We start from the raw sequence: 25,837 nt of genomic DNA, 5'->3' as shown, positions 1-25,837 counted from the left end.
ATTAACTATTTCCTTCAGTCTGTGAACCAATCTGCTCGCCTGATTAGGTTTCACGCAACGTTCTTATACCTTAGGTATTTTAGGATAACCTTCATTACAAACTCAAAACCTATGTATCCCTTATATGGGGGCTAAATATACCTATAGCGAAAGGTATATATAAAAAATTTATTAAGTGAAGTTACCAGACTCGCTTCCTTTGGCAACAACAGGTAAATGTATGAATGACATCAAAAAAAACAAGTTTCCTAGCCACACCCTACTGAGTGTAGTCGTTGCCTCCACCGTCAGCTTGATGCCTCTCACAGTATTTTCCAGTGAAATAGCCCAATCAGATGTAACACACTATGCACCAAGTGATGTAGGTCCAGATGATGCCGTTATTATTGTTGATGATTGGGAGCCACCTGTAGACCCCAAGCCAGACCAAGTTAAACATCCTTATCCACAACAGCACAATTTTCAAAAGTTAACCAAGCCCAGTCAGCACCAACAAGATGTACTTAACCAACAGGTTAAAAGCTACTTTGAACAGTGGCAAAAAAGCTATATTAAAGCATCAAATGGCAATACACCTGGTGGTGGTTATTACGTAGCTATGAAGGGCACAGGAGGTGATGGTAATGAAATAACCACTTCTGAAGCACACGGTTATGGCATGTTAATTTTAGTCTTGATGGCTGATGCTACAAACTCAACTCAAGATAAATTTGATGGCATGTATAACATGTACGATAAGCATCGTAGTAAAGGTAATTCACATCTTATGTCTTGGGTTATTGATGAGTCAGAATCACCCAATAAAGACTCCAACTCAGCAACTGATGGTGATCTTGATATCGCTTATGCGTTGCTACTGGCTGATAAACAGTGGGGATCTACCGGAAAAGTTAACTACCTGAAAGAAGCAAAGCGCATCATTCAACAAGGCATCCTGAAAAGTAACCTCAACTCACAATCCAAACGACTTATGCTCGGGGACTGGGATACCAATCAGTGGTCTACCCGCTCATCAGACTGGATGATTGGCCATTTAAGAGCTTTTTATCAAGCAACAAAAGATGATGCCTGGAATCAAGCCGTCGATACTATTTTTAAAGTTTCAACACAAATACAACAGAACCACTCTCAATCAACGGGACTCATGCCCGACTTTATAGTGGGCGAGTCAGCAAAACCAGCACCACCTGATTTTCTGGAAGGTGAAACGGATGATGACTTTTCATGGAATGCTTGCCGCTTTCCATTACGTATTGCGGTTGATGCAGTACATCATAACCAAGATGCATCCCGAGCGTTATTGAAACCAATTATCCAGTGGATAACCAATGCGACAGACTCAAATCCATCCAGTATTATGGCTGGTTACACCCTGGATGGTACGCCCTTGGTAGGTTACAGTTCCATGGCTTTTACAGCGCCAATGATTGCAGCAGCGGCAGCAATGGGAGATACTCAATATCAGTCTTTTGTTAACAAAGGCTGGGACATAATGCGTAAAACAAAGGACAGTTACTACAGCGATACAATCAATTTACTGGCGATGTTATTTATTTCTGGTAACTGGTGGACACCAACAGAAGCAAACCAACAACAACCAGAGCAACCTGTATTTACTGAAGATTTTGAAAACGTCTCATCGAAACCACTCAATCTTAAACTATCTGAAGAAGTCAATATTAAAAGCGACTGTGGCAATAACCATGGAAAATGTTTACGTATCAGCTATCACCCCAATGAACAAGGATCACCTCGGATTACTAGTCGCTATAGTCTCCCACCTGCTAAAGCATACACACTAAATTACGACGTTCTGTTTGAACCTGGCTTCGAATTTGTTAAAGGTGGAAAGCTTCCTGGTTTAGGTCCCGTACAACATGTCACAGGCTGTAAGACAGGTCATACTGAAGGCTGGAGTGCACGTTTGATGTGGGCAAGAGAAGGGCAATTAAGAAGCTACTATTACCCGCAAGATCGTCAACAACGCTGTGGTGAATCAACCATGGCTGAATCATTTCAATTTACCCCAGGTAAATGGTATAGCATTTCTCTTTATGTCAACGTTGGAGAAAATAACAATAACCAGCAAGGTAAAATTGAGGTGTATATCAATGGTAAAAAACTTATTGAAAATAGCCCAATTATGTTAAGAGGCAGTCAATCCTCAAATAGCGAAATAAATCAGTTGCTATTTAATACCTTTTTTGGTGGCAGTGATCAAAGCTGGGCACCCAGTAAAACTGTTTACTCACGTTTTGACAATTTTTCTATCCACAAAGGAAAATATATCCCTTCCGCTAAATAATATGAAAGAAAAAAGTATTTGCCGCACTACTTGCGGCAAATATCTTTAAAAAACGACTCCAATAAAAAACTAGCCAGGTACAGATGACGCAGTAACTTCAGTCACGTAGCCACTATTATTCAATTGATGTTTAACCGTATCAATTTGCCATGTTCCGTTAACCCCGATACGAAAGTCAGACAGCTTGAGCTGACGTTCTGCACAAATAGACATTCTTCCGGGTAAAGACAAAGTAAGCTGCATTTCACCCATTGCAGAGCGTTCTAACTCTGCTTTTGCAAATGCTTTTGCCGCTTCGGCAGAAACGGCATCTGTTTTTGTCTGCTTGATAATATTTTTACTATTACTTTTATTACTGGTCTTTTTTGAAGCCGTTACTTTTACTTTTTTAGCTGACTTCTTATCATAGTAACTGGTTTCAACAGCATCGTATGATGTGCGCTGCGTAATATTAACACGCCATTGACTTACCTCCTGAGGCTGTAAGTTAATATGCCCTTGCTCCGTTACTTGTGGCTTTAAGCTGATTGTATCATTGGTTATTTTTAGCACACCACCAACACTATCCGCTAAACGTGTTAGAAAATTAATGTCACTCTCATTCCGTTGATTTAAAATAGAAAACGATTTATTTTTATACTTATCGTCTATATCAATGGTAAGTTGACTTTCCAGTGCAATTTTTTCAAAAATAGTCTTCAACATCACAGATCGCTGCTTACGACTACTGTTTTTTCCTTCCCATGTAGTGGTCTTAGGTGATTTAAGTGATGAAGACATATTAGCGGCTTTTGCTGTAATTTTCATTGTACTGGGAACACTGGCTAACTCGATTTCATCAACAACAAATGTGCCCATAAAAACCATTTCTGTGGAACTATAACCTAAAAATACTTTTAATTGTGCGCCTGTATCAGGTAATACAATAGCATGATCAGTATCATCCAACAGTAATTCCAGTGTATCAGATTCCCACCCGGCATTATCTGTAATCGTTAAATCAAGTAGTCTATTATTGATTATATCTGTTATATTTTGTTCATCAGCCAATAGCATATAAATGGGTTTTATTGCCATAATATAACCTGACCTGAAGTGTTCTCAACATTTGATATATTAGGAATAATGACAGGTATATTTTCGGGTAGAAATACACCAAGGTCAACCAAACCATAATTTTCTTCAAATATCAACTCAGTGACGCCTTCTGTTTGCCCACAGACCTTCCAGGCAATACGATCTACCGTGTCATCCACTTGCGTCCAGTAGATAACTTTCCCTTGTTTTTTCGCCTGTTCTGTCAAGATGATTTGTTGCTTTTTCCACTTTTTGGCTGAGCTAATTGCTCTCTTTTTTTCTGAACCTGAACTGTTGATTGTTGACATACTTCCCCTCCAAACTGTTTTAAATTTATTGTAAAGCTAATTTTTCTAGGTAATCCATCAGAAAAAAATACACTCTGTTGATCCGTTAAAGACTCGACTAAATACAAGCCATGTAACTTGCCAGTCCCTGAAGTTAAAACAAAGGGTTTACCTTTACTTGCCAGATTTCTTAATCTATCCAACAAAAAGTAACTATCTTTATTGAGTTCAGTAAAAATGACACCTTTTAATGCAATCGTGGATAACCCAGGCCCTAGATACTGAGTTGCTGGTAAATAACTGATTCTATCCTGTGTTGCCCATCGATAATTATCCGAAATAGTTAAGTCTTCATAAGCAGCTGTTGATATTGAAAAGTGAAAATACCCCTCTTGTGTTCCCGGTAATGATAACGTCATCATTATCATACTTTGTTGGCCATTAGCCGATGTCATAAAGTGCTCCTCGTGTTTTTAGCTGTGCTTGTTGTTCACGTTGTGTCAGCTCTTTTCTAACCAACATGGCAATTTCTTGAGGGTTTTGATTGGCTGTAGCATTTATAGTAATGGGTGCATTCACTGCAACATTTTGTTGTGCTGTATGTGTCTTAATCGGGCTAATATTATGTTTTGTTAAAGCCCCATTACCCACACCAAAACCACTATTATTGCCCTTAACAACATCAGATTGAAAAGCAGTCTGAACTTTAGCTGCTCGATATTGGTTCAAATCGATAACATGGCTTGAATCAAATGGTTTATGATTAACTTGCCAATGAGGCATGTTTGCAGATGCCTGTGCAGAGACAGTCTGACTAACCAAAGCGGATCCTTTAATACCTTTTATATTTTTAGTTTTATCCCCTGATGTTTTATTTTCATCTTCATCGTCACTAAAAAAGCCAATAATGTCACCAAAAACGCCACTGACCAAATCAGCCATCCCTAATAGCTTATCTGTTAGCCAACTAATGCCTTCTGCCACAAGCGTTATTGGAGATAATAAAAAACTAAATACCGCACCTAATACATTACCGACTGTCGATCCTAGAGAACCAAGCTCAGCCAACTCAGAAGCAGTGGCTTGAACCGGTGTAAATAAATTACTAAAAGCGCTGACAAGCCAGTCTATTGCAACACCAATTGCACTAAACATTGGTTCAAGAGCACTAAATAATGGTGCAAGTGCCTGTCTAACTGGCGCAATGGCATTTAATAATCCGTCAAATAAACCGGACATAAATGCTTTAATAGGACCCCAGTATTTATAGATAATCGCACCTATAACGGCAACCGCTGCGACAATACCCGCAATAAGAGCAACCATTGGGTTTGCTAACATTGAAGCATTAAATGCCCAAAACTGAGTTGTGGCTAAGCGAATGCCTGATGTAAAAGTTAATAATGCTAGCCTTGCTTGAAGGAAGCCAAGACGTCCTAATAACTTAAATTGCCTGGTCAGTGATTTGACACCTGCTGAAAAACCTTTAGTTTCAAATGTATTCAGTACCAGATTAGCTCTACGCGATATTAACGCTGTTGTATTATTAACTAAGGACTCACTAAGTTCTGCAAGATGTTGTTGTCCTAATTCAACAACTGCATTACCGACATTATCCAATGCTTGTGGAAAGTCAGTAATTAAATTATCAACACTGGTAAACGCTGTTGTCAGGCGTGTAGCAACATTCTCAATGACTTCACTCTTCACCTTAAATGCACTCAAAATTGCTTCACTGGCACCACCAATATATTGACCAGCAAAGTCTTTTGCTAAGTCACTGGCAGCATTACCTTGCAATACAGCTTTTAGGTTTTCGTCAATAGCAGGCAGATTTTCAGTTAAATTCAATGGATTACCAATAGCGCCTCGAATATCCCCAACAAACTGATGAACAAGATCGCTTTTAACATTAAACTTTTCTGCAATCATGCTGGACAAATTATCTTGTGCATTATCAAGTAAGGCAGGTGAAATAACATTGCTGAATTCATTAAGTGCTGTACTTGTAACACTTGCAAAAGCGCCTTCAAAATCATTTAAAATATTAGTAAGACCACCCGTTGATGCAACAATATTTGATAGCGATGATTCAACCAGTGTTTTATCAATATTCATTTTTTCACTAATCAAATTTCCCAGCGACTCAACACCATTATTAACTAATGCTGGCGCTATATCATTTTGAATAGCGTTACCAAAGGCATCCTTTACACCAAATAAAGCTCCCGCTGTATTCGTTAACAGGTTTTCGATGCCACCAGAAGCTTGCCATATACTTTGCAATGAGTTTTCGACAAGACTTTGCTCTAACTTTAATGTGTTGGCTATTGATTGACTGATAACAGGAAGCTTAGTTGCTGCCACACTGTCAGTCATGGATTGTAGATTTTTAGTCAGTGATTGAGATAACTCGTTTGTTGCAAGTTCAGTCTGTTTACTGACTGCAGCAATCGTATTATCAAAAATAGTATTTAGTGAAAGTGAAACTGCATTAGTCATAAAACTCGCCTTGCATTGCTCTTTCCTTTGCTCTCTTATGCCATATAAATAATTCCGATAATTCCAGCTCCCAAAGCTCAGACGGGGGCCAATGAAAGACCACCGCCAAATCAGCTAATACACTATAAATATCTTCTGGAATTATCGTTGACCTAAAAAACCGGCAACCACTTCATTTACTTTTTGAAAATCGCCGGCATCCAAGTCTTCAATTGCAGAAGGCGCAAGTTCAGCTAAATCAGCGATTAACTCAATAGACTTAGTAATGTCACCACCTTTAGAGTCTTCCATTTTTTTTAAGTCTTTAGCTCTTGGACGACGTAGGTAGATTGTATCAACTTCAACACCTTCTGTTGTTACAGGATAATTTAGAGTAATTTTTGTTTTCATTATTTTTTCTCTTTAACTAGTAATTATGATATTTAATCTATAACAGGAGAACAAAACAAAAGACAAAGTTGTAGACTGAGCCTAGCGTAAGCTCTCCTTATATTTGGTTAACAGTTATTAAACAGTAAAAACGCTAATTAATATTTTGCAAAACCTAATATTTCGTTATCAAACCACACCAATCGCTTTGCGAATACCTTGTAGTTTATCTACGCCATTAATGACTCGCTTCATATTAATCACATCAATTTCTGCAAGAATATCTTTATCCATAGTGAGTTTATAATAAGATAATGCAACCTGAATTTTCATTGCACCTTTATCACCTGCTTTCCATGCCCCCATATCCAATTCTTTAAATCCTCCAGCAAGGACAAGTTCAACTGCATGAACTTTACCACCCTGCTCCATTGCACCACGAATAATAATATTTTCTTTTTTCGAGTAGTTTAATTCAAACCAGTCAAAAATATTCTTATTACATTCATGCACAGTAAAACTACATTCAAGCTTTTCCATGCCCATATCGATACTTAAAGGAGTATCCAAACCACCTGCACTGTATTCCTCAGTTTTAATAGTGAGTTTAGGTAGTGTTATTTCCGAAACACGTCCTGCATAGCCTTTACCAGCAATATACAGGTTCATATTTTTCAGCACTTTAGGCATGCTAAATTTATCACTTAATGCCATTAGACAAGCTCCTCCAAGTATTCATTTGTTAAATGAGATGTAAAAGTAATATGTTCAGCGGGATAAGGTGGTGTAAACTCTATATTAAAATACACTTTTCCTTGTTGAATATTAGCAGGCGAGTTAAGCTCTGGATCTGCATAACAACGTCCTCCAATAATCGCTCCTTTTGCCTGCAAGTCACGCAAATAATTATTGACCCCTTCAGACACATGTTCGAGATAAAGCGTCGTTATATTTTGGTCAACCGCCCACATATGTGCACGTAACAAGCTCTCATTAATCATATCCGCCGTGCGACGAACAGATAGAAAACGCCATTTTTCATCTCCACTGGTGGTATGATTACCCCATAAACGAAATCCATCTTTACGAATAACCGTGGTAACATGTTTTTCATTCAATAAGTTTGCACGACAGTTTTTATCACCTAATGTAAAGTCAACAGCACGAACCAAATTACTAATACCATTAACAGGCTGATTAGAAGGTGACCACCAAAAACCCAGATCATTATCTGTACGAGAAATGATGCCAGCAACACGAGGGCTCATAGGTTGATCTTGATAATTTTTAGTATCGGCATTAAATACCTGTACAAAAGGATCAACCATATACACACGTTCAGATGAAACCTGTTCTGCGTACTTAATCGCATCTGCATCATTACTGTTTGGTCCATCAACGATCACAACAGCCCGCAGCCGTTCTGCAACAATTTTTAACTTATCTGCAACTTCAAACTGTTGGCTAAATTTGGGTGCGACCAAAATACGAGGTGTGACTCCCAAAGTAGACTCTGCACTGAGTAACGCCATAATACCTTGGTAGTGTGCGCCATCATCGGACATATCTTTCAAAAATTCAGCTTTTTGAGCATCTGCTTCCGTTTGTTCAGGTACTCGAATTACCACTACCATCGAGCCTGCTTGATCAAAAACTCCTTTAATCGCATCAGGTAAAGTACCTGTCTTACCCAGCTCAGCCGCTTCTTTAATATTACCAGCAATCAAAACCGGCGTATGATAGGGGAATTTACTATTATCTGCTTCAGGTGCTGTTCCTACTACCCCGATAACAGAGCTTCTTACGGTACGGATGGGACGTGGCCCACTATTATCTTCTACAATTTCAATACCATGTAAAAAATTTTCAGACATTTTCGTTCCTTTATTTATTTTGTGATAATTATTTTATGTAATTTGATTTCTTATTATTAGGTGAAATATTTCACTATTTTATTTTTATTCATCTTCAAGTCTTGAAGGTAGGGGAACCTCTTGTTGAACTTTCATACGTTCTTTAGCAGCTCTTTCTAACAGAGCATCAGCATCACTTTTTTGTCCTAAGTACTCTTTAATTTGAGCCTCTTCCAAAAGGGGTCTAACACGCTTCGTATATCTCAACCTACGTTGATACTCAGCTTGCTGGTAGTCAAATTCATACTTCTTTTTATTATTTGTTACCCACTGATTCAATACCCACTCATCAAAATCTGTTTTTGGTTTTTTCTCAGTCCATAACGAGTCAATTGGACCTAACTCAGTAATCAACTTTGACTCTAAACAATTTTCTTTGCTGAAAACAGTTTTACCACGATGATCCTCAATATATTTATAACCCGTCAAGTCATCCAAAACGACAACCGCAAAACCTGTTTTAGTAAGCAATGGTTCAATCTTCAACGCATTGACAGGAATATGAGCTATACCACCGCGCATGCTTGCAAAATAGACGTCAGCGTTAACTTCACCAGTTTGTTCATTAAATGTCCAATATTTAGCTTTTTTCATTTATCATCCTTATATATAAATCGCCATTGCACGAGCTATGTTACGAGGCCTTGTTTCTTTCCATTTATTATTTTCACTATTTTCATTTGGGTTATTTTTTCTTGTATGATTTATTCCACAATCACTATTTGGTTCATCCGGACCTTCAGTGCCAACTGCATCACTACCTCTTTTGTTTCTATTATTTCCATCATTAAGTGCATAATATAAAATTCCATTATCATCAACAAAATCATGATGATGCCATTTTATTTGATCATGTTGAACACTTAAAATATTTCTTCCTATATCAATTCCTCGTCCATTATCCCATACACGAATAAACTCACCCCTTATATCACCCGTATTTATATTTTTATTTTTAACTAAATGAGGATATGTTTTCGCTAATCGCCAGTAGACTTCTACAGGTAAATTTACATTCATTTCCAATACAGCTTCTTCAGGAGGCGTTTCACTCAACCAATAGAATGGCATTCCCACCCTTCCACCATATGGTATCCACCAAAATGGTTTTTTATTATCACTCCAACCATCATGCCTATTAGTGATGTTTGAAGGATCTTTTCCTTTACAGGTTAAATTAGGCCCTGCATACATTTGCATGGGGATTACTTGATCATTCACTTCAACAGTACATATTTCACCCGTTCGGTATGTCCTTTTGGGATCATAGGGTAAAAACTGGGCTGTAGATAACTTATTATTTAGTTTATAAACAGCTTTTGCAGTAGCGAGAATATCACTACTATTACTATCTAAATTATCTGTTCTTTTTGAAAAAACATCTTCTACATATTTTTTTGATGCCAACATAATTGCAGGGTCTACACTCAATTCAACTGAACTGGCATTTGATACTTGCAACATAACCCGTAAAAATAAACTGCTTCCACTGCCTTCTGTTATATTTGGCTTATATGTTTTTGGATATTTTCCAATTGCAACTAAGTTATCCTGATCATCATATATACCAAATTCAGTGATATAAAAACCACCTACTTCGTCAGGTATAACAGCCTCAATAACCAACCAATTTTTATTTTCAGGGTTTATATATAAATCATTGATTGTGCCACTCCAACACTCACGAACTAGTTCTGTATCAATCTCTTTTGGGAATGTTTCTTCACCATTATCATTGCCTCCATCACCGACCTTTATTGTTTTTAATTTTAGTTTATTGCCAAGCGCTACTGTATTAGCTAGTTGCGCCTGACCTATTTTAGTCAAAATACTGTAATATTTATTACTCATATAATTCCGTCAAATAGATTATTATCATTCAAATATGAAGTTCCAAACCAAAACATTGAACTTATATTTAACATACCCATCAATATTATTTTTATAAAATTAACAGCCAATTGATATCCACTTAATTGGCCAACTACCTAGCTGTCCTAAGGTATTATATATTCTTAATACAACTGATGAGTTTGTCTTAGTGTCTATTACTTCAAGAACAGATGCACCACCAGCTCCCATATGCATACCAATAATTTGAAAGCATTTATTAGGATATGGCATAGGAAATACTACTTTCAAATCACCATTTGCTTCAGAGGTACCCTCCCCCCATTGGATCATAAGGCCTCCAAGCCACGATGGAAATTTTATATATCCACTAATATCTAGCTGGATTTTAAATCCAAATTTAAGTAGCGATGGAGTTATATATTTTTCATTATTAACACCATTGTCAACTTCATCAATATCAGCTTTTTTTCTTTTAAAAAAACTAGTTAGTGTACTAAAGGCTCCTTTTGGTGTAATAAATTTACTATCATTAACACCTTCTATACTTTCATTATCTGTTGCTTTATCTTCATATTTTACATACTGAGTATGTGGGTCATGCTCTTGACTATGATCCTTGATTTTTTCTTTTACATACTCCCTTGAGGCCAGTACTACAGCGGGATCAACTTTCAATTGAATAACTTCTGAGTTTGAAACTTCAAGAATGACTTTAATATAAGAACTTGTTCCACTTCCTTCATCAAGCGTTGGTTTATACGTTTTTGGATATTTTCCAATAACGATTAAGTCACCCTCGTCATCGTATAAACCAAATTCAGTAATATAAAAATTGCCTACTTCATCAGGAATAACTGTTTCAGTAACTAGCCATTTGTCATTTTTGAGATGATTATGTAAGCCATTTATACTTCCTTCCCAACGTTTTCGAATAATATCTTTATCACTTTCCTTTGGTGTAGTTTCTGCACCGTCATCATCACCACCATCACCTATTTTTATGGTTGATATATTCAGTTTTTGTCCAAGCGCAGCTGAATTAGCAAGTTTAGCCTTTCCAATATTTGTAAATATACTATAAAATTTATTTTCCATTTAATTTATCCCAAATACAATCGTACGAACACAAAAAGCATCACGCCCGTGTTTCATCTTGTAGAAAATTTATAATAGATAAAATACTTTAGACTGGTGTAGCAATATAACTTTTAGGATAAACTGTTATTGTATTTACTGATTGATAGCCACATCCAACAAAGCAAGAAGTAGTTTCTTCTATATTTTTGACTATAAAGGGATAAACTGTTGTCGTATTACCACTCTGTGCAGCGACACCAATATAAGGTGTTGTTGATTTATTTGCTAAGTAAATACGTAAATCATATTGACTACGTGCATTTTTAGTTTGTTCTATTATATCTTTGATATTACTATATTCTGTTTCGCTAATTCCTCTTGAACGGCTAAAAACATTTGCTCTAAATGTACCAGGTATACGTCCAGTTTCCTCTTCATAATCAAACCACTCTTCAATTTGGATATCGACATCCGTTGCGGCTAATGCTTTTTTGAGTGCACCAATTGTTCCCTTTTGTCTATGCACACTGATCGATTCTTTTATTACATTTCTTTTAGTTCTATCATCCCATGTATTATCCCACTTATCTACAGATAGCGCCCATGCTAGCCAAGGTAAGTACTCGGTAGGACATTCATCAGGATTCCATAATTTTTTAAAAGAAATATCAATTGCTTCAGCTCGTTTTATTATAACTTCAATTTTATTTTCGAGCTCTGTGCCATTAACAGGGATTAGCCTTTCTTCACTATCATTTACCTGTTTCATTATAAGTCAGTTCCAATGATATTTAGCTTAATATTAGATGAATCATCATTACTTCCTGGATTACAATAAGCTACCTGATTCCCTTTGATTTTTAGCTGATTAAACTTAATTTTATCGGGTGATTTCAAAATTACCTGCTGTACACCTGGTACATGTAGAGCAGCAAGAATACCTGACTCGGTTATATCATGTCCTAGATAATGGTGTTCTATAACATACTGTTTAATCCTGTTTTCAGCTTCCTTCAATACCACCTGCTGATCAGGGCCAGAATAAAATGTAATATCTGCCTCTATCTCATAATGAATTGGTGTCACAGGCTCAACAACAACTTTATCTGTTAACGGCCTTATATCTTCATCATTTAAAATGGCTTCAACACGTTTTAAAGTTTCTTGGTTTGGTGTTCCATCACCATCATAACTTTGAACGGTTACATAAACAGTTCCTGCTTCATCCTCATGCCCTGTAACATATACATCTTTTACTTTATCTGATGCCGCCAATGCATGAAATCGATAAGCTCCTTTTGGTCCCGCCGTACTAAACCCTTCAGGACCTAGAATAATTCGTTGACGCAAAACGTCGTCACTTTCAAGTATTTGTTTTTTGGGTGGCTCAGATTTAAGATCTGCTTCTTGAATAACTTTGCGTTTAATGCCTATGAGTGCAGCCAGGTTATCTAAGTCAGTTCCCCTTGCATAAGCCACCATAACTGAGCGTGCGGCTTCATTAATTCGTTGACGAATCGTGAGTTCACGATATGCCGCCACTTCAAGTAGTTTATATACAGGGTCTGACTCCAGTAAAGCACTATAGTCAGAGTAAATTGCTTGAAAATCACTTAACAATTCATCCAAAATAACTTCATAATTCAGCGTTTCAACAATATCTGGTGCAGGAAGCTGTGATAAATTAATTTCTGTTGTCATACCTCTATTCCTTTCAATGTAATGACCTGTTGCTCAGGTAAATAAATACCTTTTAGTTCAAAACTCGCAGTACCTTGTGTAAGACGTTTTAGAGTTATCTGTTGTAATCGAAATCTTGGCTCCCAAAGAACAAGCGCATCAGCAACTGCAGCATAAAATGCAGCAATCGTTTGTTGATTCAATGGTGCATCAATGAAATCATGCAGCCGACAGCCATAATTACGCCTCATTACTCGGCTTCCTAGAGGAGTGGTTAAAATATCAATAATTGATTGTTTTAAGTGCTCTAACCCTCCAATTTCTTTTCCCGTATACCGGTTCATACCTAACATTATTGAGTATCTCCTGTTGGATTTGCTTTACTATGTGCGCTTACTGTATGAGTATGCTTATTATAAATAGCCCGGTCTTCAGCCATACTTCTTGTTTTATCTGTTATATCTTGTGTTGAGTTTATATTTCCTTCAACATGCACATCACCTTTAATCGAAACCCCTCCTCCACTTATAATTTCAGTTGTGCCACTACCTGCAATATTTATTTTTAGCTGGCTATTTTTTCGATCATATATAAAAGTAGTATTATCCTTATACCGCTGTATATGAATATCAGGATGGTTTGCTAATTTATCAAACTTATTTTGGTATAATGCAGGCAACACTACACCTTGTTCTAGCTCTCCATTTGGAGAAAACATGATTACTTGCTCGCCTACCTCTGGAGCCCAATAATCAAGATCATTGTGTGCCCTTGTAGTGAGCCATGGCAACCAACTGGACATAAAGTCTCCTGACTCTACTCGAACAAGTGCATCATCATAATCAACATCTATAATCACACCAATAATGACAGTATTAGCTAGTTTTCTCTCTAACTGAGATACTCTGTAAAGTAAGTTATCTCTCATTACTGTTAACCTCTGTATATCGCTCTGCAATACCAAAGTCATCTCTATCTGAACTAAAGAAAAGATGCTTAGGGTTATCGGGTGTTTCTATACTAGCGTTATCACTCGCTAGCTGCATGGTATGTTGCCATTCTACTTGCCAACCATTCACTAAGTGATCACCAATTTTATTAATACTCAAAGTATTGGCTATAACATTCCTTGCAGGTGTTATACTATTTACTCCCCAATTATTTGACTTTATAAATCGTAGCACATTATCTAATAAGTTAAGTGATACCATATCATCCATCCAGTCATCTTTTGCTTTATTAAAATAGTAGAGCAAATAAGTAATCTCATACTCTTGTGTATCAAAAAAATCTTGCTGTTTTGGACTCAATTGTTTTGGTGTAATACGTAAAGCAGGAAAATCATTAACCGTTAACTGTGGATTCCTGATATCCAAGATCCCCGTTTGCGATCCGATATTTTTAGCTTCACTTATATTATCTTCAAAGCATTCAATGATTCTTTCTGTTATCTCTGCTAATTTCATAAAATTCCCACTCAAATTATCGACAAACCAAGCAATTTATTGGGCACACAACATTCTTAGTGACTACGTTAATAGGTCGATGTAATCTAACATATACCCTTCATACATCATTATTTGGGCTTAGTGTACTCCACCTATCTCTATTAATATAAATTCAGGAAAAATAAGGCAAAGTGATTTTTTAAATCCTGAAATACTATTAATTTCGTAAATTATTGATGCACTTAGCTATCGCTAGCAATAATCACTGAATAGGTCTGCGAAGGTATATCAATTACCTAATTTTGACTCAATAAGCCTATCAAGCTTATTACTAATAAGCTGTAAGTCAGCACGTATCTCACTTTTAATATCGGTGATTCTGTTATCCTGCCTTTGCTGCATTTCTGCAAGGTGCCCAATAGATTGACTATTTTGGTCAATTCTTTTATCAATCGAACCACCCCATGTAAAGAGTGATATAACGACTGCAAATGTACTAATGATATGAGTTACACTTATATTTTTATCCAAATGCCACTGTTTCATTTGTGATTCTGTTTTATCTATACTATCTAACAATTTTTCTCCTTCATTCCATCGTTATTAGTTGTACAAAATGTTTTCCTACTATCGTTAAAATGGTAATAAATATCACTATTTATACTTCAATAGTGACTCTATATTGAAATATACTTACTGATCATATTTCAACCTACAGGATATCAACAATATAACATTGAAGTCCCCTACATGTGCTATTGAGGTCATTATATTGATTCCTTTGCTATACGTTCAGGTGAAATATTTCACTTATTATATGCTTAGCACTCATTGGGTTTGTATCATTCTTAACCAATAAGTATGCGGTTTATGCATAATGATATGGACGTCATGTCTTAGCATAATACAACCTCAAGTATGTATTCATGCTTGTAGACCCATGAATGCAATGCCTTCTCGCCAATTCCTGGAAGAAAGCCACGTGATATGAGAAGAAATGACGATAACACCCCGTCAAGACAATCAAACGTTATGTTGTATGGTAACTCATGGATAGAAAGAAAGAATAACGTCAAAACAAAGTTTTCTGAAGGCTATAGACAGGCTTTGGTGAAAGAATTAGGTAAAGTTTGGTCTGTGCGTTTACCTGATCAAGAGTGTACAACAGTAGCGGTCTAGGCTAACAAACGACAAGCTGTTTGGGATATTTTAGCTGAAGTTTGGAAAAATACGTTAGATGGGTCCAGTGACTTTAATGAACAAAAAATTGTTGATGGTAGTAATAGAAATTCAAAAGTATCATCTTTATTAGAGCGTTACTATAAAACGGTAGAAACTAATGAAAAGCACGCTAAAATTGTCAGAAACTCATTGTATAAAATCATAGAAAAACATCGGTATTAATAGCATACTAATACTGTATACAGTCGTTAACACTATTTAAATCAACACTGCCGTAGACTATTTTCGCCTAGCAAGGCACAAGGAATGCCGTGTAGTCATTCTACATAAATGACGTGTAACACCGCTAGGTGGAAAAATAATCACGGCCCGAAGGGTTATTACGGTAATATTCAAATAGTGTTAACAGGCCCTAGTATGTTATAGCTTAATCGTGATTTGATTTTACATGATTTCCAAATGAAAAAACTTTACGAGCAACAAAGCCAAGTCCATACCAAACAAGGGTGAATACCCATAATACGACTACGATGTTGCCTTTCCCATAAAAGTTATCTATCTCAACATCGCTTGGATCATCAGGGTTATAGCGAATTCTAACCGGGTAATCTATATCATAATGTTTTGGGTCAACGGTATGATTTGTTTTATACTCAACCTCTTCACCATTTGGTAGATCGAACTGAATTATTGCGTAATGAACAGTTACATTTTTACTTTTATAATCAGCTTGAAAATTTTTTACATAACCTAAGTCCGATTTTCCAGACATAATATTTGTAAGCCAATAAAAAGTTAGAATTAAACTAATGGTTGCAAATATATAAGCAGGTATCATTATTGCTTTTTGAAAATTCATTTTATATTCAACTATGATCTAGATAGAAAATACTAGTGGTATGTCACCTGCCAAATAACTGGATATGGACCTTGTTCACACGAGTGGCATACAAGCTCATCATTGCGTGTTCCTCTGAGATTAAACTCAAGTTCAGAGTCTGCTTTAGTAATTTGACAGTAGTCTGTTGTATCGGGTCTACCTTGGTACAAGGTGATATTATCGCCTTCCATACAAACATTAAACGTCAATTCAGCAATCGCGCGCTTGCCATCTATTTCCAAATAAGCTCTGTAACCGCTTATTGTGAGCTTATAGTCAACTTGGTTAGAATCATTATTCTTTTTGATTTCTTTAGGTATATACGTTCCGTTAAAGGGATTCAATACCTTTTTTACTTCATCAAATGCAACTACGAATACTAGCATGTAATACATATAGATTAAAAAACCAGTAACCGCTAAAACAACAAATCCAGAAAGGCTTTTTTCCTTAATCATGACAATAGCAAGCCCACCAAAATAGCATATCATGATAATAGGAACAAATGTAGCAATAAGTACTAGCCAAAATCCAACCAGTTCAGATAAATCTGAAAATGCTAATCCTCTATACAAAGCATAACCAATACCAACGACAAATGTCATAATATATACAAACAAGAAAAATTTAAACGCTTTTTTAATTTCAGACATCAAGAGTATTCCTAATAAATAACCATAACCAACTAAAAACAACTATAAAGCTTAAGCTTTTTCTACAAGTTTTTGAAAAGAATATAATCTTTCGAAAACAAGATTTGTGATAATCTATATATTCCATACGATATAAAATATGCTGAAAAAACATCAATCGAATAGTGAATACCTCCCAGCAACACTACAACCGAGAAAAATAAAGAAAAAATTATATTTACATACCTCAGCAATTTGTTATCCCAAAATATGAGTGCAGCTAAAAATGGTGCTCCCACATGACCAGAGAAAAACAAGTCGCCTGTAAATGTATAGAAGTTTGTAATATTATCTGGCACAATAAGCGTCGTTTCAGGAGGTCCCAAATGAGTCAGCACATTAAAAAATGCCCTTATCAGAATAAACAATGAGAATGTCTTTGATACAAACGCAATCATTTTGGGCTGAATAATGACATACAAAAAAAACAAAATCCAATAAAAAGTGGCACCATAAACATGTATCGTATTCACATCCATTAGTGGTATATGATCTAGTAACAAATCATCGACAGAACACCCTGCAACATCAGATGAGTATTCTCCTGCTAGTTTTGCCACTAAAAATGAAAAACATAAAAATACAAATCCTAAAATAGCTGATATATAATATGGCATCCCTTTAACCTTTTTCATAAAAATACTCAATAGCTTTTAAATATAATTTTTCATAACATTCTGTTGTTTTTTGTATAGAATGTTTATAAGCTAAACACCTACTTCTTTCTTTAATTTTTGTTATTAAGTTATTATCTTTTATTATTTTAAGTAAGCAAGCTGCTGCCTGTTTATAATCATGGGGTTCAAATAAAAAACCATTATCACCTTCTATAACTAATTCAGGTAGAGCCATCGCATTTGCAGCGACAATCGGCAAACCAGAAGCGACAGCTTCTAAGGTGACAATACTTTGTAACTCTGCAGTTCCTGCATGAATGAAACAATCTACTAAAGAAAAAACATGTGGATACTCAGCATTAGAAAGATATTTTGTAAAGTATACTTTATCATCAATAGCCAGCTTTTTGACTAGTTTGAGAATTTCATTATATTCATTCCCTACCCCCGTAATGATCAACTGACATTCTACAGTTTTATTTACCTCTTTGATTGCATAAATAATTGTATCAATATTTTTTTCTTTATCCAGCCGCCCAGCATAAAGTACTGTCGGAATATTTTTTAGACCAAATCTTTTCGCTAATAATGTATTTTTCTCTCTTGGCTTAAAGATTTCAAGGTCCACTCCGCATGAAATAGGTAATATTTCACCTGGTAAATTTAGCTTTCTGAGCAATTCTGCAGCCGTTTTTGTTGGCGTCGAGTATAAAACAGCCTTCTCAAACATTTTTTTCACCCACAGCCATGCCAATTCATTAAAATATTTTTCAACTTTTAATGGCAAATGAGTGTAATGAAAAAAATTCTCAGGCATAAAATGATTTGTTGCAACCATCGGAATATGAAATTTTTCACCGACTTTTGAACATATATCACCCAAAAAGAACCGTCCTTGAAGGTGAATAACTTCTGGATTAAATTTAAGAATTGCCTTTTCTATTTCTTTTCGAATAAAGATAGGCCAGCACACTCTAAAGTTTTTATAGATGAGTGCAGGAAATGATCGCACCCTAAAAAGGTTCACACCTTCATAAGTATCATAACACGACTTCATAGTTCTTGATGGACATATAACAAGCACATCATGATTCCTATGAACTAATGACTGTGCTAACCTATGTGTGAAATAAGCGCCTCCATTTAAATCAGGAGGATAACTATCCAAGACTGTTAGTATTTTCAAATCTTTCCCACCATTAACTACAGGACACCTCTAAAAATAACAATATCTATACAACTGTCACAGCAACTATAAGATAAAGATTATTTTTTATATATACCTATCATTACTGATTAAACTTAGTCACACCCATTTGATGAGTCACTATCACAAGTACTACTACTGTTATTATCATTATCACTATAATCAGTATAACAACTATTGCTTGCATTATTTGTTTTTTGAGTCTTTGTATTACTACTTTTGACAACAATTTTTCTAATTAAAATAACACCATAGAACAAAACAAATACAGTTATGCAGGTAAAGATAAAGGGTACTAAAATATAACCAGTATCATTACTAGCAAACACTTTACTTGAAACCAAACACATGGCTAACAAGATTACTCTCAACATGACACCTTTCACTCCTAAGTAATCATTTCAAAACAAAGTACCATTAGTTTTTAAAATATACTATAACAGTATAGATATCTCTATCATACAAAGTATTTTTTGGTAAAATATGAGTACATCCTAGTCTTTAAATGCGAACTATAGCACCATGCAAATTTTATTTCGTATTAGCAGAACTAATTATTAGTTTTCTTGCCTATTGGCTGTCAAATATCAATTATTATAGGGATTGGTTTCATGGTAATCGCATATAACTTTACTTTTATAAAAGCCATTTTTTTCTCAAGATCCTCTGTCTACCATTGACACAATCTATACTCATTACAGATTATTTTTATATGCAATTGCTCTGTTCAATATTGCGTATTAGTAAAGAGTAAAATTTACCCAAAGTGGTTGCGTTTTAGATACTAAATCAAATGATGAAGTGGAAGGACTTATGATCTTATGATTAGAGCAGCACCAGCATAAACTGCATTCCTTCCCCCCATGTTAGTCAATAGTGCAGATGACAAGGCATAAAAATGACTCGTGAGAGGTATAGCTTATGTAATGCCAAGGTAATCAGGTATTCAACTTCAAATTGATACTACCATCTGTATTTTTATACACTTTATTGAAAATATGTACAAATTGGTTGAAACCAAGGAGGTATTTTTTTATTTTAATACTTTTAGCTGTTTATTGAGCAATGACTTCGAGTTTTTTGAGTCCACATATTAGTCCATCTTTATATTTTATAAACATTAAAAATAGGCTCTTATGTAAACTCGTTTAGACTATCAACAAATCATAGAAATAGTATTCTAATATTAAATCAACCTATATAAACTGAAAATACTCTCCATTTATCTTCACTATGTTTATATTTATTGTTCCACCACCTTCTAAGTTTATGAGCGGTATAGTCTCCTCACCTTCGTCCAACTTTATTTTTTTATTGATATCTTCTGACATGTCAGGCTTTATTATCAGCTTTATATATTTATCATCCAAATATTTCTTCACAACAAGCTCGCGGGGTAATATTTCAGTTTTCTTAAGTTTGTTTTTTACTAGACTTTCAGCTGCACTCTTTGATTGCTCAAGAAAGAATTCTTTATCATATCCCTTTGCGTCAATTGTTATTAAATTACTAACACTAAAAAACCTCATAAACTTATCAACATCACTTTCAATCATGTCAGATAAGTTCGTTTCAAAAATGCTCAGTATTTTATGTGCAATATCTAAAAAGTCTTCATGCGTTTCTTCTTCAAATATTTCCAATTTATTCAACCATGGTTGAATATCGTATACATCAGCCTCAAATGACTTTTTTATGACAATCGCATTAAGCTCTTCATCATACTCACCATCTGTAGGTGAGTATGAAAATTCACTAATCAACTTACCAGCAGAAGCACCTTTATTACCGATTTGTAGATTTCCTTCAATAGCAAAGTCTACTTTACGTATATCAGCAATACCCTTCTTGCGATTTACCCAGTGAGGCCTACATACAAATGAAAGTTCATTCATACCTTTAATAAGGTAATCATTTATGCTTGTCGAAAAAGTCCCGGACTCAGAGTCATGCTCCAAAAAGAAAGGAATACCATTTATCAAAACTTCAAGTGCTAATTGCGAATAGCTATAGGTCAACTGTATAACTTTAGAACTCATTATGTGAACTCATTCATTAATGATGATTTCGAAGTGAAGTCAATTCTACTAAACTTTGGCTATAGCAATAGTATACGCTAAAGTCGTTATCTAATGGAGATCAGGATGTTTATGAATAGACATCACCTTACTTTAAGTTTTAGTATTGTGTTCTTTTTCACTCTCTTATCAGGCTGTGACAATCATAGTCAAGAAATAGAATCATTTAAAGCGTCGATTAAGGATAACTTCGTCGACTTTAAAGGTGGAGAGATGCACCGAAAAGTCTCTTTTGACTTAAGCTGGAAACTAGAGGAAAGAAATCGTGAAGTCCCAGACTACTTCAAAGTAGTCGTTTCAGATTTCACAATACAAAAATATCCTACTACATGTTATGAATTTAATTTCTTTATGAAAGTGACAGGAGATACCTCTGAACAATTTGAAGATGCCAAATGCCCTGATATGAAAAAGACGCCCGCTAACTCCATACCTTGGTATGACGCTCAAGCATACTGTGAATGGCTTGGTTCAATATTTGATAAGAAAGGCTCACTTCCTACAGAAGCTCAATGGGAGTATGCCGCTACCAGTGGCGGAAAAGATGTTGAATATGCAACCAATAATGGCAAAATTGAGCCAGGGGTCAATACTATCTGGGGTGATTCTAAAAAAGCACCAAAGCTACCTCCCTCTATCAATAAGTATCCTCCTAATCCAGCAGGTATTTATGGTTTACATGGTGGAGTAGGAGAATATGTATTTGACTGGCATGATGCCCTGTATCCTGCTGATGCACCAGAGAAGGACCCTATGGGACCAACCTCTGGAACCTTAAAAGTTTATAAAGGAAATGACTTTCGCTCATCTAAAATATCTGAAGTTTATACACGTGGTTCAACAGATCCAAATTATGGTTATTATCGTGCAGGCTTCCGCTGCACTTTTACAGATTAAAGACCTATATTACTTTTTAGAGGCTTTCCAAGCCTCTTTTTTTGCAACCTTTGCTGGGCTGATATAGTCATCGAGCACATTTTGAAATTCTCCATCAATATACTCCTCAAACTGCTCATTTCTTATATAAATATCTCCAAAACCACGCATATCACGCAAGTCCTCATCAACTTTTAGTGCAAGCCCTTCAACTGATTTTATATCTAATTTAAGGATATCTTTTTTCTTTTCAAGATTCCACATAACTCGATTCACAGTATAATCAACATCATGTGTTTTTATTTTTGCTACCTTGACTTTCTTTGGATTAATTCCTCCTAACAAGTAAGGGCTAATTTCAACCTCCTCATATCCGCCAAGTTCGGAAATACGTACATCAAAAAATTCACTGAATTTTTTCTTAAGAATGCTTCTTATTACAACATCAGGCTCATCCTTATCTGGCGTATAAGCATCTTTATTTTCATCTCCTTTTTTTGCAGGCCATTTAAAGCTGCCCAAAGGATACTCTTCCATTAATAATTTTTCATCGTCCCAGTTTACTTTAAAATACTCAGAAACAATATGTGCTTTTAATACAACAGGTAATACTTTACCTTCTCCTTCAACTTTTACTTGCTCATTGCTGTTAATATCAATTGTCATTGTTGCTTTATATAGAAGTCCTGTTTCCCCTGTTACTGCTGCATTTAATGCATCCCCCAGTTTCATTTCAATTCCAATTTTTGGCACAGCTTTCTGTTCAGATGTTACTTGCGCTTTTTCTTTTTCGCCAAAAACTATTCCAGCTTTTAGTTCCCAACCTGCATCAAGAGAAATAAAAGCTTTGATGTAATAATTATCTTTTATCTGTACTGCAAGACCAACTTCAAACTTTGCTTCAATTATTTTTATACAAAAAAGTAACTCATAATAAAGATACACTTCAGGTTTATCTTTATATTCTTTATTCTGCCATTTTAAATGTAACCCACCTTTAAATATATCAATATTAACATCCGCGTAAAAACCTAACTTAGCTGTTGACAGTGTCCTTAGGGCATTGATAAACCCATGGATAACATCACAAAGTGTAAAAATGGGGTTAAGTTCTTGTAAACAGTCAAACTTAATTGGTTCTGCGCCAAATCCATTATCAACGGTTAAACTCATATCAGGGTAAGCACAATCAGTACCCCTTGATAACGTTCGTGACTGCTCAATTAAAGTTTGGGGAATACCATCTTCTGATTCAGAAGTAACTTCTTTTCTTTTCTCCTCAAGCTTATATGACTTTACCTCCGCTTTTCTTGGATCATAGTTTTTTATTTCATCTGTTTTTAGAAGTTCCTTATCCCTAAATATTTTCTTTATACCAATTTTTCTTGATTTGAATGAAGGAAAAAGTAGTTTTAATTCCCAAGCAGTCGCTGAGTATACATGTATTCCTAAATCACCTAAACATGGCCCACTTACTTTATATTTTTTTACTGGAGACTGATATTCTTTTAATAAACCTAGTATATCGACTATTTTCCTAAACTCTCTATTTAATGCTGGTCTTCTATATGATGCTTCTACTTCAAAAACCTTCATATTCTTACCATCGTAGGTTTTTTCTACCAACGTTGAATCATGGCTATGGTTTAACTTATCTGGAGCCTGTGATCCTGTTAACTCAATCCCCACAGTATCACTATATACGCTAACGCCTTCACCAAGCTTTGTTTGACTTGGCTTAGCATCAGGCACTACACAAATAACCTTTGGCTTTTTATTTTTTAAGTTTCTTTCTTTGTGAGCACAAGCAATTTTTACATTACACTTAGTATCACACTCCTCACAAGGCTTATCTTTGTCCTCTGGGAGTTTCTCTTCTGCCTTAGGTTCTTTTTCCTTAGGCTCTTCCGTTTTTTTCTTATCTTTTGGTTCTTCTATTTTTTCAGGTTTTTGTTTCTCTGGTCCTTTTTGTTCAGGACCCGTCTTTTTTTCCGGACCTTTTGTTCCGGGTCCACCTGTTCCTGGACCTCCTGTTCCTGGACCTCCTGTTCCTGGACCTCCTGTTCCTGGACCTCCTGTTCCTGGACCTCCTGTTCCTGGACCTCCTGTTCCTGGTCCTTCTGTTCCTGGTCCACCTTTTGGTGGTATAGGACACTCACCTTCTGGTTTACGACCAGGTATTTTTAATTCATAACCCGCATAAATTTTATCGGGGTCTTTGATATCTTTATTTTCTTTTAAAATTTCGTCTACGGTCGTGTCGTGCTTTTTAGCCAAATCACCTAAGGTATCACCACGTTGAATAACATAGGGATCATCACAGGAAGGCTCAGGTATACGAATATTTGTATTCGCATAGATAAGATTATCATCGGTAATACCAGGATTAGCTTGACGTAAATCCTCAACACTTACACCATTTTTTAAGGCAATCGTGGCTAAGGTATCACCAGGTTGTATACGATAAATCTTATCTGAACTCATTTTCTGTAAACTTCCTAAAAATTCTGCGGACTAAACCTATCTCAACTATTTTGTTTTTGTGCTTGATACATTGTTAATAGCTGGGCTCTATATGCTGCATCTTTGTTGTCTATATAAGAAAGAGGGATTAAATTTTTATCTTGATCCACGAGCATTCCTGAGTTTTGCTCATATAACTTACTGACTAGATCTTGTAGTAATGGCTTATCTAGCTTGATATCGTTATACCGCTCTATAAACTCTACACGTATTAATCGATCTTCATAATTAAATGGATCTATAATATGATTTAACCCATAGTCTTTATAAAGCTGCTGATAGGCAATACAACGAGCAGGATTAAAAGGCTCACCTGGCTTTTCATATACCAGCGCATTATATTTTTCCAGGCGCTGTATTTTTTCATGCTCTGAAAAATCCGTATTAAACAAAATATCCTGTTCTAACTTCATCCATTCGCGTTTGGGGATATCAGGGCCAAATTCTGTGACCACTAAAATTAATCGTGCGACTTGTTTTGTTTTACTGATGTTATAATCGTCACTTTTATCACACCAATAGCGTATAGTGTCATGGAGTTGTTGGGGTTTTAGTTTTTTAAAGGCAGGATTTTCGTCCATTAAATATAAGGCTATGGCTTCTTCCACTTTATGTTTGTGTTCGGCCATAATGCCTTCCCACTGTTTGGCACTAAATTCAAACCAGGGACTTTCTTCAGGGAACTGCCCATGCCAGGTTTGGGGGTTTTGCCAAGTAACCCATTCTCGTTCCAGTTCATCTTTAATCACATCATGGGTTTCTTTACTACGGGTCTCTCGAAATAATTCAGGCCGGTAATGATTGGGCACCCATAACCTGTCAATGGGACCTAATAATTTGGCTTGCTCGTTGGATGTGCTGGCATTCAGTAGTGGATTGATCACTCGGGGATCTTGATAACGGAAGACTAATTGCTCCGCGAGCGGTGTTTTAACGTACAACAGGCTTTGTATATAGTTTGATAGTGGCTCCATTGCTTGTGTCGAGCCTAGTAAAAGTCCCCAGTATGCTTCTCGGTTTTCATCCAGTACGAAATTCAAGATTTTTGAATCCGCTGTGAGCTCAATTAAGCAAGGTGATAAATGCAGACAACCATTCAGTGGGGTATCAATAAATACGGGAAATACAGCGGGATCATCTTCCAGCGTAAATAAGGTTGGCATCAGATCATCCACTATCGCCCCATCAATTAAGGCATACAGGTGGTGTTGTCTATCTTCAACGTATTGGTTTAACTGGCTATTAAACGCACTCATGATTATGTTTGTCT

The 25,837-nt window shown here is 35.9% G+C and carries 27 protein-coding genes; 3 read left to right on the top strand and 24 right to left on the bottom strand.

Going from position 1 to position 25,837, the window contains the following annotated elements:
• The first annotated feature begins 220 nt into the window (after nucleotides 1-220).
• A complete protein-coding gene (locus ACQ96U_RS21840) occupies nucleotides 221-2,305 on the top strand; it encodes a glycosyl hydrolase family 8 (protein WP_431723397.1) in 2,085 nt (694 codons plus the stop codon).
• A gap of 69 nt (nucleotides 2,306-2,374) precedes the next feature.
• On the opposite strand, the gene ACQ96U_RS21835 is transcribed toward ACQ96U_RS21840, so the two are convergent.
• The 17 genes from ACQ96U_RS21835 to ACQ96U_RS21755 form a co-directional block, all read right to left on the bottom strand.
• A complete protein-coding gene (locus ACQ96U_RS21835) occupies nucleotides 2,375-3,382 on the bottom strand; it encodes a phage late control D family protein (RefSeq protein ID WP_431723396.1) in 1,008 nt (335 codons plus the stop codon).
• Nucleotides 3,373-3,609, bottom strand: coding sequence for a tail protein X (locus tag ACQ96U_RS21830; RefSeq protein ID WP_431723395.1), 237 nt, complete (start codon nucleotides 3,607-3,609; stop codon nucleotides 3,373-3,375). Before ACQ96U_RS21830 ends, ACQ96U_RS21835 begins: the two co-directional genes overlap by 10 nt.
• Nucleotides 3,606-4,124 (bottom strand): phage tail protein, encoded by a 519-nt coding sequence (locus ACQ96U_RS21825; protein WP_431723394.1) that lies wholly within the window; start codon nucleotides 4,122-4,124, stop codon nucleotides 3,606-3,608. Before ACQ96U_RS21825 ends, ACQ96U_RS21830 begins: the two co-directional genes overlap by 4 nt.
• Nucleotides 4,111-6,171 (bottom strand): hypothetical protein, encoded by a 2,061-nt coding sequence (locus ACQ96U_RS21820; RefSeq protein WP_431723393.1) that lies wholly within the window; start codon nucleotides 6,169-6,171, stop codon nucleotides 4,111-4,113. Before ACQ96U_RS21820 ends, ACQ96U_RS21825 begins: the two co-directional genes overlap by 14 nt.
• A complete protein-coding gene (locus ACQ96U_RS21815; protein WP_431723392.1) occupies nucleotides 6,164-6,280 on the bottom strand; it encodes a GpE family phage tail protein in 117 nt (38 codons plus the stop codon). The genes ACQ96U_RS21820 and ACQ96U_RS21815 overlap by 8 nt, the downstream gene beginning before the upstream one ends.
• 32 nt (nucleotides 6,281-6,312) lie before the next feature.
• Nucleotides 6,313-6,561, bottom strand: coding sequence for a phage tail assembly protein (locus ACQ96U_RS21810; protein WP_431723391.1), 249 nt, complete (start codon nucleotides 6,559-6,561; stop codon nucleotides 6,313-6,315).
• A 168-nt stretch (nucleotides 6,562-6,729) separates the two neighbouring features.
• On the bottom strand, nucleotides 6,730-7,254 hold the full coding sequence (locus tag ACQ96U_RS21805) for a phage major tail tube protein (protein ID WP_431723390.1): 525 nt from the start codon (nucleotides 7,252-7,254) through the stop codon (nucleotides 6,730-6,732).
• Nucleotides 7,254-8,414 (bottom strand): phage tail sheath C-terminal domain-containing protein, encoded by a 1,161-nt coding sequence (locus ACQ96U_RS21800; protein ID WP_431723389.1) that lies wholly within the window; start codon nucleotides 8,412-8,414, stop codon nucleotides 7,254-7,256. The genes ACQ96U_RS21805 and ACQ96U_RS21800 overlap by 1 nt, the downstream gene beginning before the upstream one ends.
• A gap of 84 nt (nucleotides 8,415-8,498) precedes the next feature.
• Nucleotides 8,499-9,047 (bottom strand): hypothetical protein, encoded by a 549-nt coding sequence (locus tag ACQ96U_RS21795; RefSeq protein WP_431723388.1) that lies wholly within the window; start codon nucleotides 9,045-9,047, stop codon nucleotides 8,499-8,501.
• Between the two features lie 9 nt (nucleotides 9,048-9,056).
• Nucleotides 9,057-10,304, bottom strand: a complete 1,248-nt coding sequence (locus ACQ96U_RS21790) for a phage tail protein (protein ID WP_431723387.1) — start codon at nucleotides 10,302-10,304, stop codon at nucleotides 9,057-9,059.
• Between the two features lie 99 nt (nucleotides 10,305-10,403).
• Nucleotides 10,404-11,402: a phage tail protein gene (locus tag ACQ96U_RS21785; RefSeq protein WP_431723386.1), complete on the bottom strand. Its 999-nt coding sequence runs from the start codon at nucleotides 11,400-11,402 to the stop codon at nucleotides 10,404-10,406.
• An 88-nt stretch (nucleotides 11,403-11,490) separates the two neighbouring features.
• On the bottom strand, nucleotides 11,491-12,153 hold the full coding sequence (locus ACQ96U_RS21780) for a phage tail protein I (protein WP_431723385.1): 663 nt from the start codon (nucleotides 12,151-12,153) through the stop codon (nucleotides 11,491-11,493).
• Nucleotides 12,153-13,085 (bottom strand): baseplate assembly protein, encoded by a 933-nt coding sequence (locus ACQ96U_RS21775; protein ID WP_431723384.1) that lies wholly within the window; start codon nucleotides 13,083-13,085, stop codon nucleotides 12,153-12,155. Before ACQ96U_RS21775 ends, ACQ96U_RS21780 begins: the two co-directional genes overlap by 1 nt.
• Nucleotides 13,082-13,417 carry a GPW/gp25 family protein gene (locus tag ACQ96U_RS21770; RefSeq protein ID WP_431723383.1) on the bottom strand — a complete coding sequence of 112 codons (336 nt, stop codon included), beginning with the start codon at nucleotides 13,415-13,417 and terminating at the stop codon, nucleotides 13,082-13,084. Before ACQ96U_RS21770 ends, ACQ96U_RS21775 begins: the two co-directional genes overlap by 4 nt.
• Entirely contained in the window at nucleotides 13,417-13,992 is a 576-nt protein-coding gene (locus ACQ96U_RS21765; RefSeq protein ID WP_431723382.1) for a phage baseplate assembly protein V, read from the bottom strand. The genes ACQ96U_RS21770 and ACQ96U_RS21765 overlap by 1 nt, the downstream gene beginning before the upstream one ends.
• Entirely contained in the window at nucleotides 13,982-14,530 is a 549-nt protein-coding gene (locus tag ACQ96U_RS21760) for a hypothetical protein (protein WP_431723381.1), read from the bottom strand. Before ACQ96U_RS21760 ends, ACQ96U_RS21765 begins: the two co-directional genes overlap by 11 nt.
• A 270-nt stretch (nucleotides 14,531-14,800) precedes the next feature.
• Nucleotides 14,801-15,091, bottom strand: a complete 291-nt coding sequence (locus tag ACQ96U_RS21755; RefSeq protein WP_431723380.1) for a hypothetical protein — start codon at nucleotides 15,089-15,091, stop codon at nucleotides 14,801-14,803.
• 408 nt (nucleotides 15,092-15,499) lie between these two features.
• On the opposite strand from ACQ96U_RS21755, the gene ACQ96U_RS21750 reads away from it, so the two are divergent.
• Entirely contained in the window at nucleotides 15,500-15,691 is a 192-nt protein-coding gene (locus ACQ96U_RS21750; RefSeq protein WP_431723379.1) for a hypothetical protein, read from the top strand.
• A 430-nt stretch (nucleotides 15,692-16,121) separates the two neighbouring features.
• Here ACQ96U_RS21750 and ACQ96U_RS21745 read toward each other — a convergent pair whose 3' ends face one another.
• The 5 genes from ACQ96U_RS21745 to ACQ96U_RS21725 form a co-directional block, all read right to left on the bottom strand.
• Entirely contained in the window at nucleotides 16,122-16,553 is a 432-nt protein-coding gene (locus tag ACQ96U_RS21745; protein WP_431723378.1) for a DUF3592 domain-containing protein, read from the bottom strand.
• A 32-nt stretch (nucleotides 16,554-16,585) separates the two neighbouring features.
• On the bottom strand, nucleotides 16,586-17,227 hold the full coding sequence (locus ACQ96U_RS21740) for a hypothetical protein (protein ID WP_431723377.1): 642 nt from the start codon (nucleotides 17,225-17,227) through the stop codon (nucleotides 16,586-16,588).
• A gap of 62 nt (nucleotides 17,228-17,289) precedes the next feature.
• Nucleotides 17,290-17,901 carry a phosphatase PAP2-related protein gene (locus tag ACQ96U_RS21735; RefSeq protein ID WP_431723376.1) on the bottom strand — a complete coding sequence of 204 codons (612 nt, stop codon included), beginning with the start codon at nucleotides 17,899-17,901 and terminating at the stop codon, nucleotides 17,290-17,292.
• Complete coding sequence (locus ACQ96U_RS21730; protein WP_431723375.1) at nucleotides 17,888-19,069, bottom strand: glycosyltransferase; 1,182 nt, start codon at nucleotides 19,067-19,069, stop codon at nucleotides 17,888-17,890. The genes ACQ96U_RS21735 and ACQ96U_RS21730 overlap by 14 nt, the downstream gene beginning before the upstream one ends.
• 1,217 nt (nucleotides 19,070-20,286) lie before the next feature.
• Nucleotides 20,287-21,129, bottom strand: a complete 843-nt coding sequence (locus ACQ96U_RS21725; protein ID WP_431723374.1) for a hypothetical protein — start codon at nucleotides 21,127-21,129, stop codon at nucleotides 20,287-20,289.
• A gap of 111 nt (nucleotides 21,130-21,240) precedes the next feature.
• Between ACQ96U_RS21725 and ACQ96U_RS21720 the strand changes: the two genes are divergently transcribed.
• Nucleotides 21,241-22,065 (top strand): formylglycine-generating enzyme family protein, encoded by an 825-nt coding sequence (locus ACQ96U_RS21720; RefSeq protein ID WP_431723373.1) that lies wholly within the window; start codon nucleotides 21,241-21,243, stop codon nucleotides 22,063-22,065.
• Between the two features lie 9 nt (nucleotides 22,066-22,074).
• Here the strand turns inward: ACQ96U_RS21720 and ACQ96U_RS21715 are convergent, their stop codons facing one another.
• Together ACQ96U_RS21715 and ACQ96U_RS21710 are read right to left on the bottom strand one after the other, a co-directional pair.
• Nucleotides 22,075-24,528: a LysM peptidoglycan-binding domain-containing protein gene (locus ACQ96U_RS21715; protein WP_431723372.1), complete on the bottom strand. Its 2,454-nt coding sequence runs from the start codon at nucleotides 24,526-24,528 to the stop codon at nucleotides 22,075-22,077.
• 41 nt (nucleotides 24,529-24,569) lie between these two features.
• The gene (locus tag ACQ96U_RS21710) at nucleotides 24,570-25,823 is read right to left on the bottom strand and encodes a DUF4123 domain-containing protein (RefSeq protein ID WP_431723371.1); all 1,254 of its coding nucleotides are present in this window, start codon (nucleotides 25,821-25,823) and stop codon (nucleotides 24,570-24,572) included.
• Between the last annotated feature and the right edge of the window lie 14 nt (nucleotides 25,824-25,837).

The organism is Zooshikella sp. RANM57, from assembly GCF_050749885.1.
GTDB lineage: Bacteria > Pseudomonadota > Gammaproteobacteria > Pseudomonadales > Zooshikellaceae > Zooshikella.
Note: the sequence above shows the minus strand (reverse complement) of the source record. Positions and strands in the feature narration are given on the sequence as shown.

Bases quoted from the DNA above. Each gene is read 5' to 3' on its own strand.
- ACQ96U_RS21840 (WP_431723397.1), top strand. From the start codon at position 221: ATGAATGACATCAAAAAAAACAAGTTTCCTAGCCACACCCTACTGAGT.
- ACQ96U_RS21835 (WP_431723396.1), bottom strand. From the start codon at position 3,382: ATGGCAATAAAACCCATTTATATGCTATTGGCTGATGAACAAAATATA.
- ACQ96U_RS21825 (WP_431723394.1), bottom strand. From the start codon at position 4,124: ATGACATCGGCTAATGGCCAACAAAGTATGATAATGATGACGTTATCA.
- ACQ96U_RS21820 (WP_431723393.1), bottom strand. From the start codon at position 6,171: ATGACTAATGCAGTTTCACTTTCACTAAATACTATTTTTGATAATACG.
- ACQ96U_RS21810 (WP_431723391.1), bottom strand. From the start codon at position 6,561: ATGAAAACAAAAATTACTCTAAATTATCCTGTAACAACAGAAGGTGTT.
- ACQ96U_RS21805 (WP_431723390.1), bottom strand. From the start codon at position 7,254: ATGGCATTAAGTGATAAATTTAGCATGCCTAAAGTGCTGAAAAATATG.
- ACQ96U_RS21800 (WP_431723389.1), bottom strand. From the start codon at position 8,414: ATGTCTGAAAATTTTTTACATGGTATTGAAATTGTAGAAGATAATAGT.
- ACQ96U_RS21795 (WP_431723388.1), bottom strand. From the start codon at position 9,047: ATGAAAAAAGCTAAATATTGGACATTTAATGAACAAACTGGTGAAGTT.
- ACQ96U_RS21790 (WP_431723387.1), bottom strand. From the start codon at position 10,304: ATGAGTAATAAATATTACAGTATTTTGACTAAAATAGGTCAGGCGCAA.
- ACQ96U_RS21785 (WP_431723386.1), bottom strand. From the start codon at position 11,402: ATGGAAAATAAATTTTATAGTATATTTACAAATATTGGAAAGGCTAAA.
- ACQ96U_RS21780 (WP_431723385.1), bottom strand. From the start codon at position 12,153: ATGAAACAGGTAAATGATAGTGAAGAAAGGCTAATCCCTGTTAATGGC.
- ACQ96U_RS21775 (WP_431723384.1), bottom strand. From the start codon at position 13,085: ATGACAACAGAAATTAATTTATCACAGCTTCCTGCACCAGATATTGTT.
- ACQ96U_RS21770 (WP_431723383.1), bottom strand. From the start codon at position 13,417: ATGTTAGGTATGAACCGGTATACGGGAAAAGAAATTGGAGGGTTAGAG.
- ACQ96U_RS21765 (WP_431723382.1), bottom strand. From the start codon at position 13,992: ATGAGAGATAACTTACTTTACAGAGTATCTCAGTTAGAGAGAAAACTA.
- ACQ96U_RS21760 (WP_431723381.1), bottom strand. From the start codon at position 14,530: ATGAAATTAGCAGAGATAACAGAAAGAATCATTGAATGCTTTGAAGAT.
- ACQ96U_RS21750 (WP_431723379.1), top strand. From the start codon at position 15,500: ATGAGAAGAAATGACGATAACACCCCGTCAAGACAATCAAACGTTATG.
- ACQ96U_RS21745 (WP_431723378.1), bottom strand. From the start codon at position 16,553: ATGAATTTTCAAAAAGCAATAATGATACCTGCTTATATATTTGCAACC.
- ACQ96U_RS21740 (WP_431723377.1), bottom strand. From the start codon at position 17,227: ATGTCTGAAATTAAAAAAGCGTTTAAATTTTTCTTGTTTGTATATATT.
- ACQ96U_RS21735 (WP_431723376.1), bottom strand. From the start codon at position 17,901: ATGAAAAAGGTTAAAGGGATGCCATATTATATATCAGCTATTTTAGGA.
- ACQ96U_RS21725 (WP_431723374.1), bottom strand. From the start codon at position 21,129: ATGAGTTCTAAAGTTATACAGTTGACCTATAGCTATTCGCAATTAGCA.
- ACQ96U_RS21720 (WP_431723373.1), top strand. From the start codon at position 21,241: ATGAATAGACATCACCTTACTTTAAGTTTTAGTATTGTGTTCTTTTTC.
- ACQ96U_RS21715 (WP_431723372.1), bottom strand. From the start codon at position 24,528: ATGAGTTCAGATAAGATTTATCGTATACAACCTGGTGATACCTTAGCC.
- ACQ96U_RS21710 (WP_431723371.1), bottom strand. From the start codon at position 25,823: ATGAGTGCGTTTAATAGCCAGTTAAACCAATACGTTGAAGATAGACAA.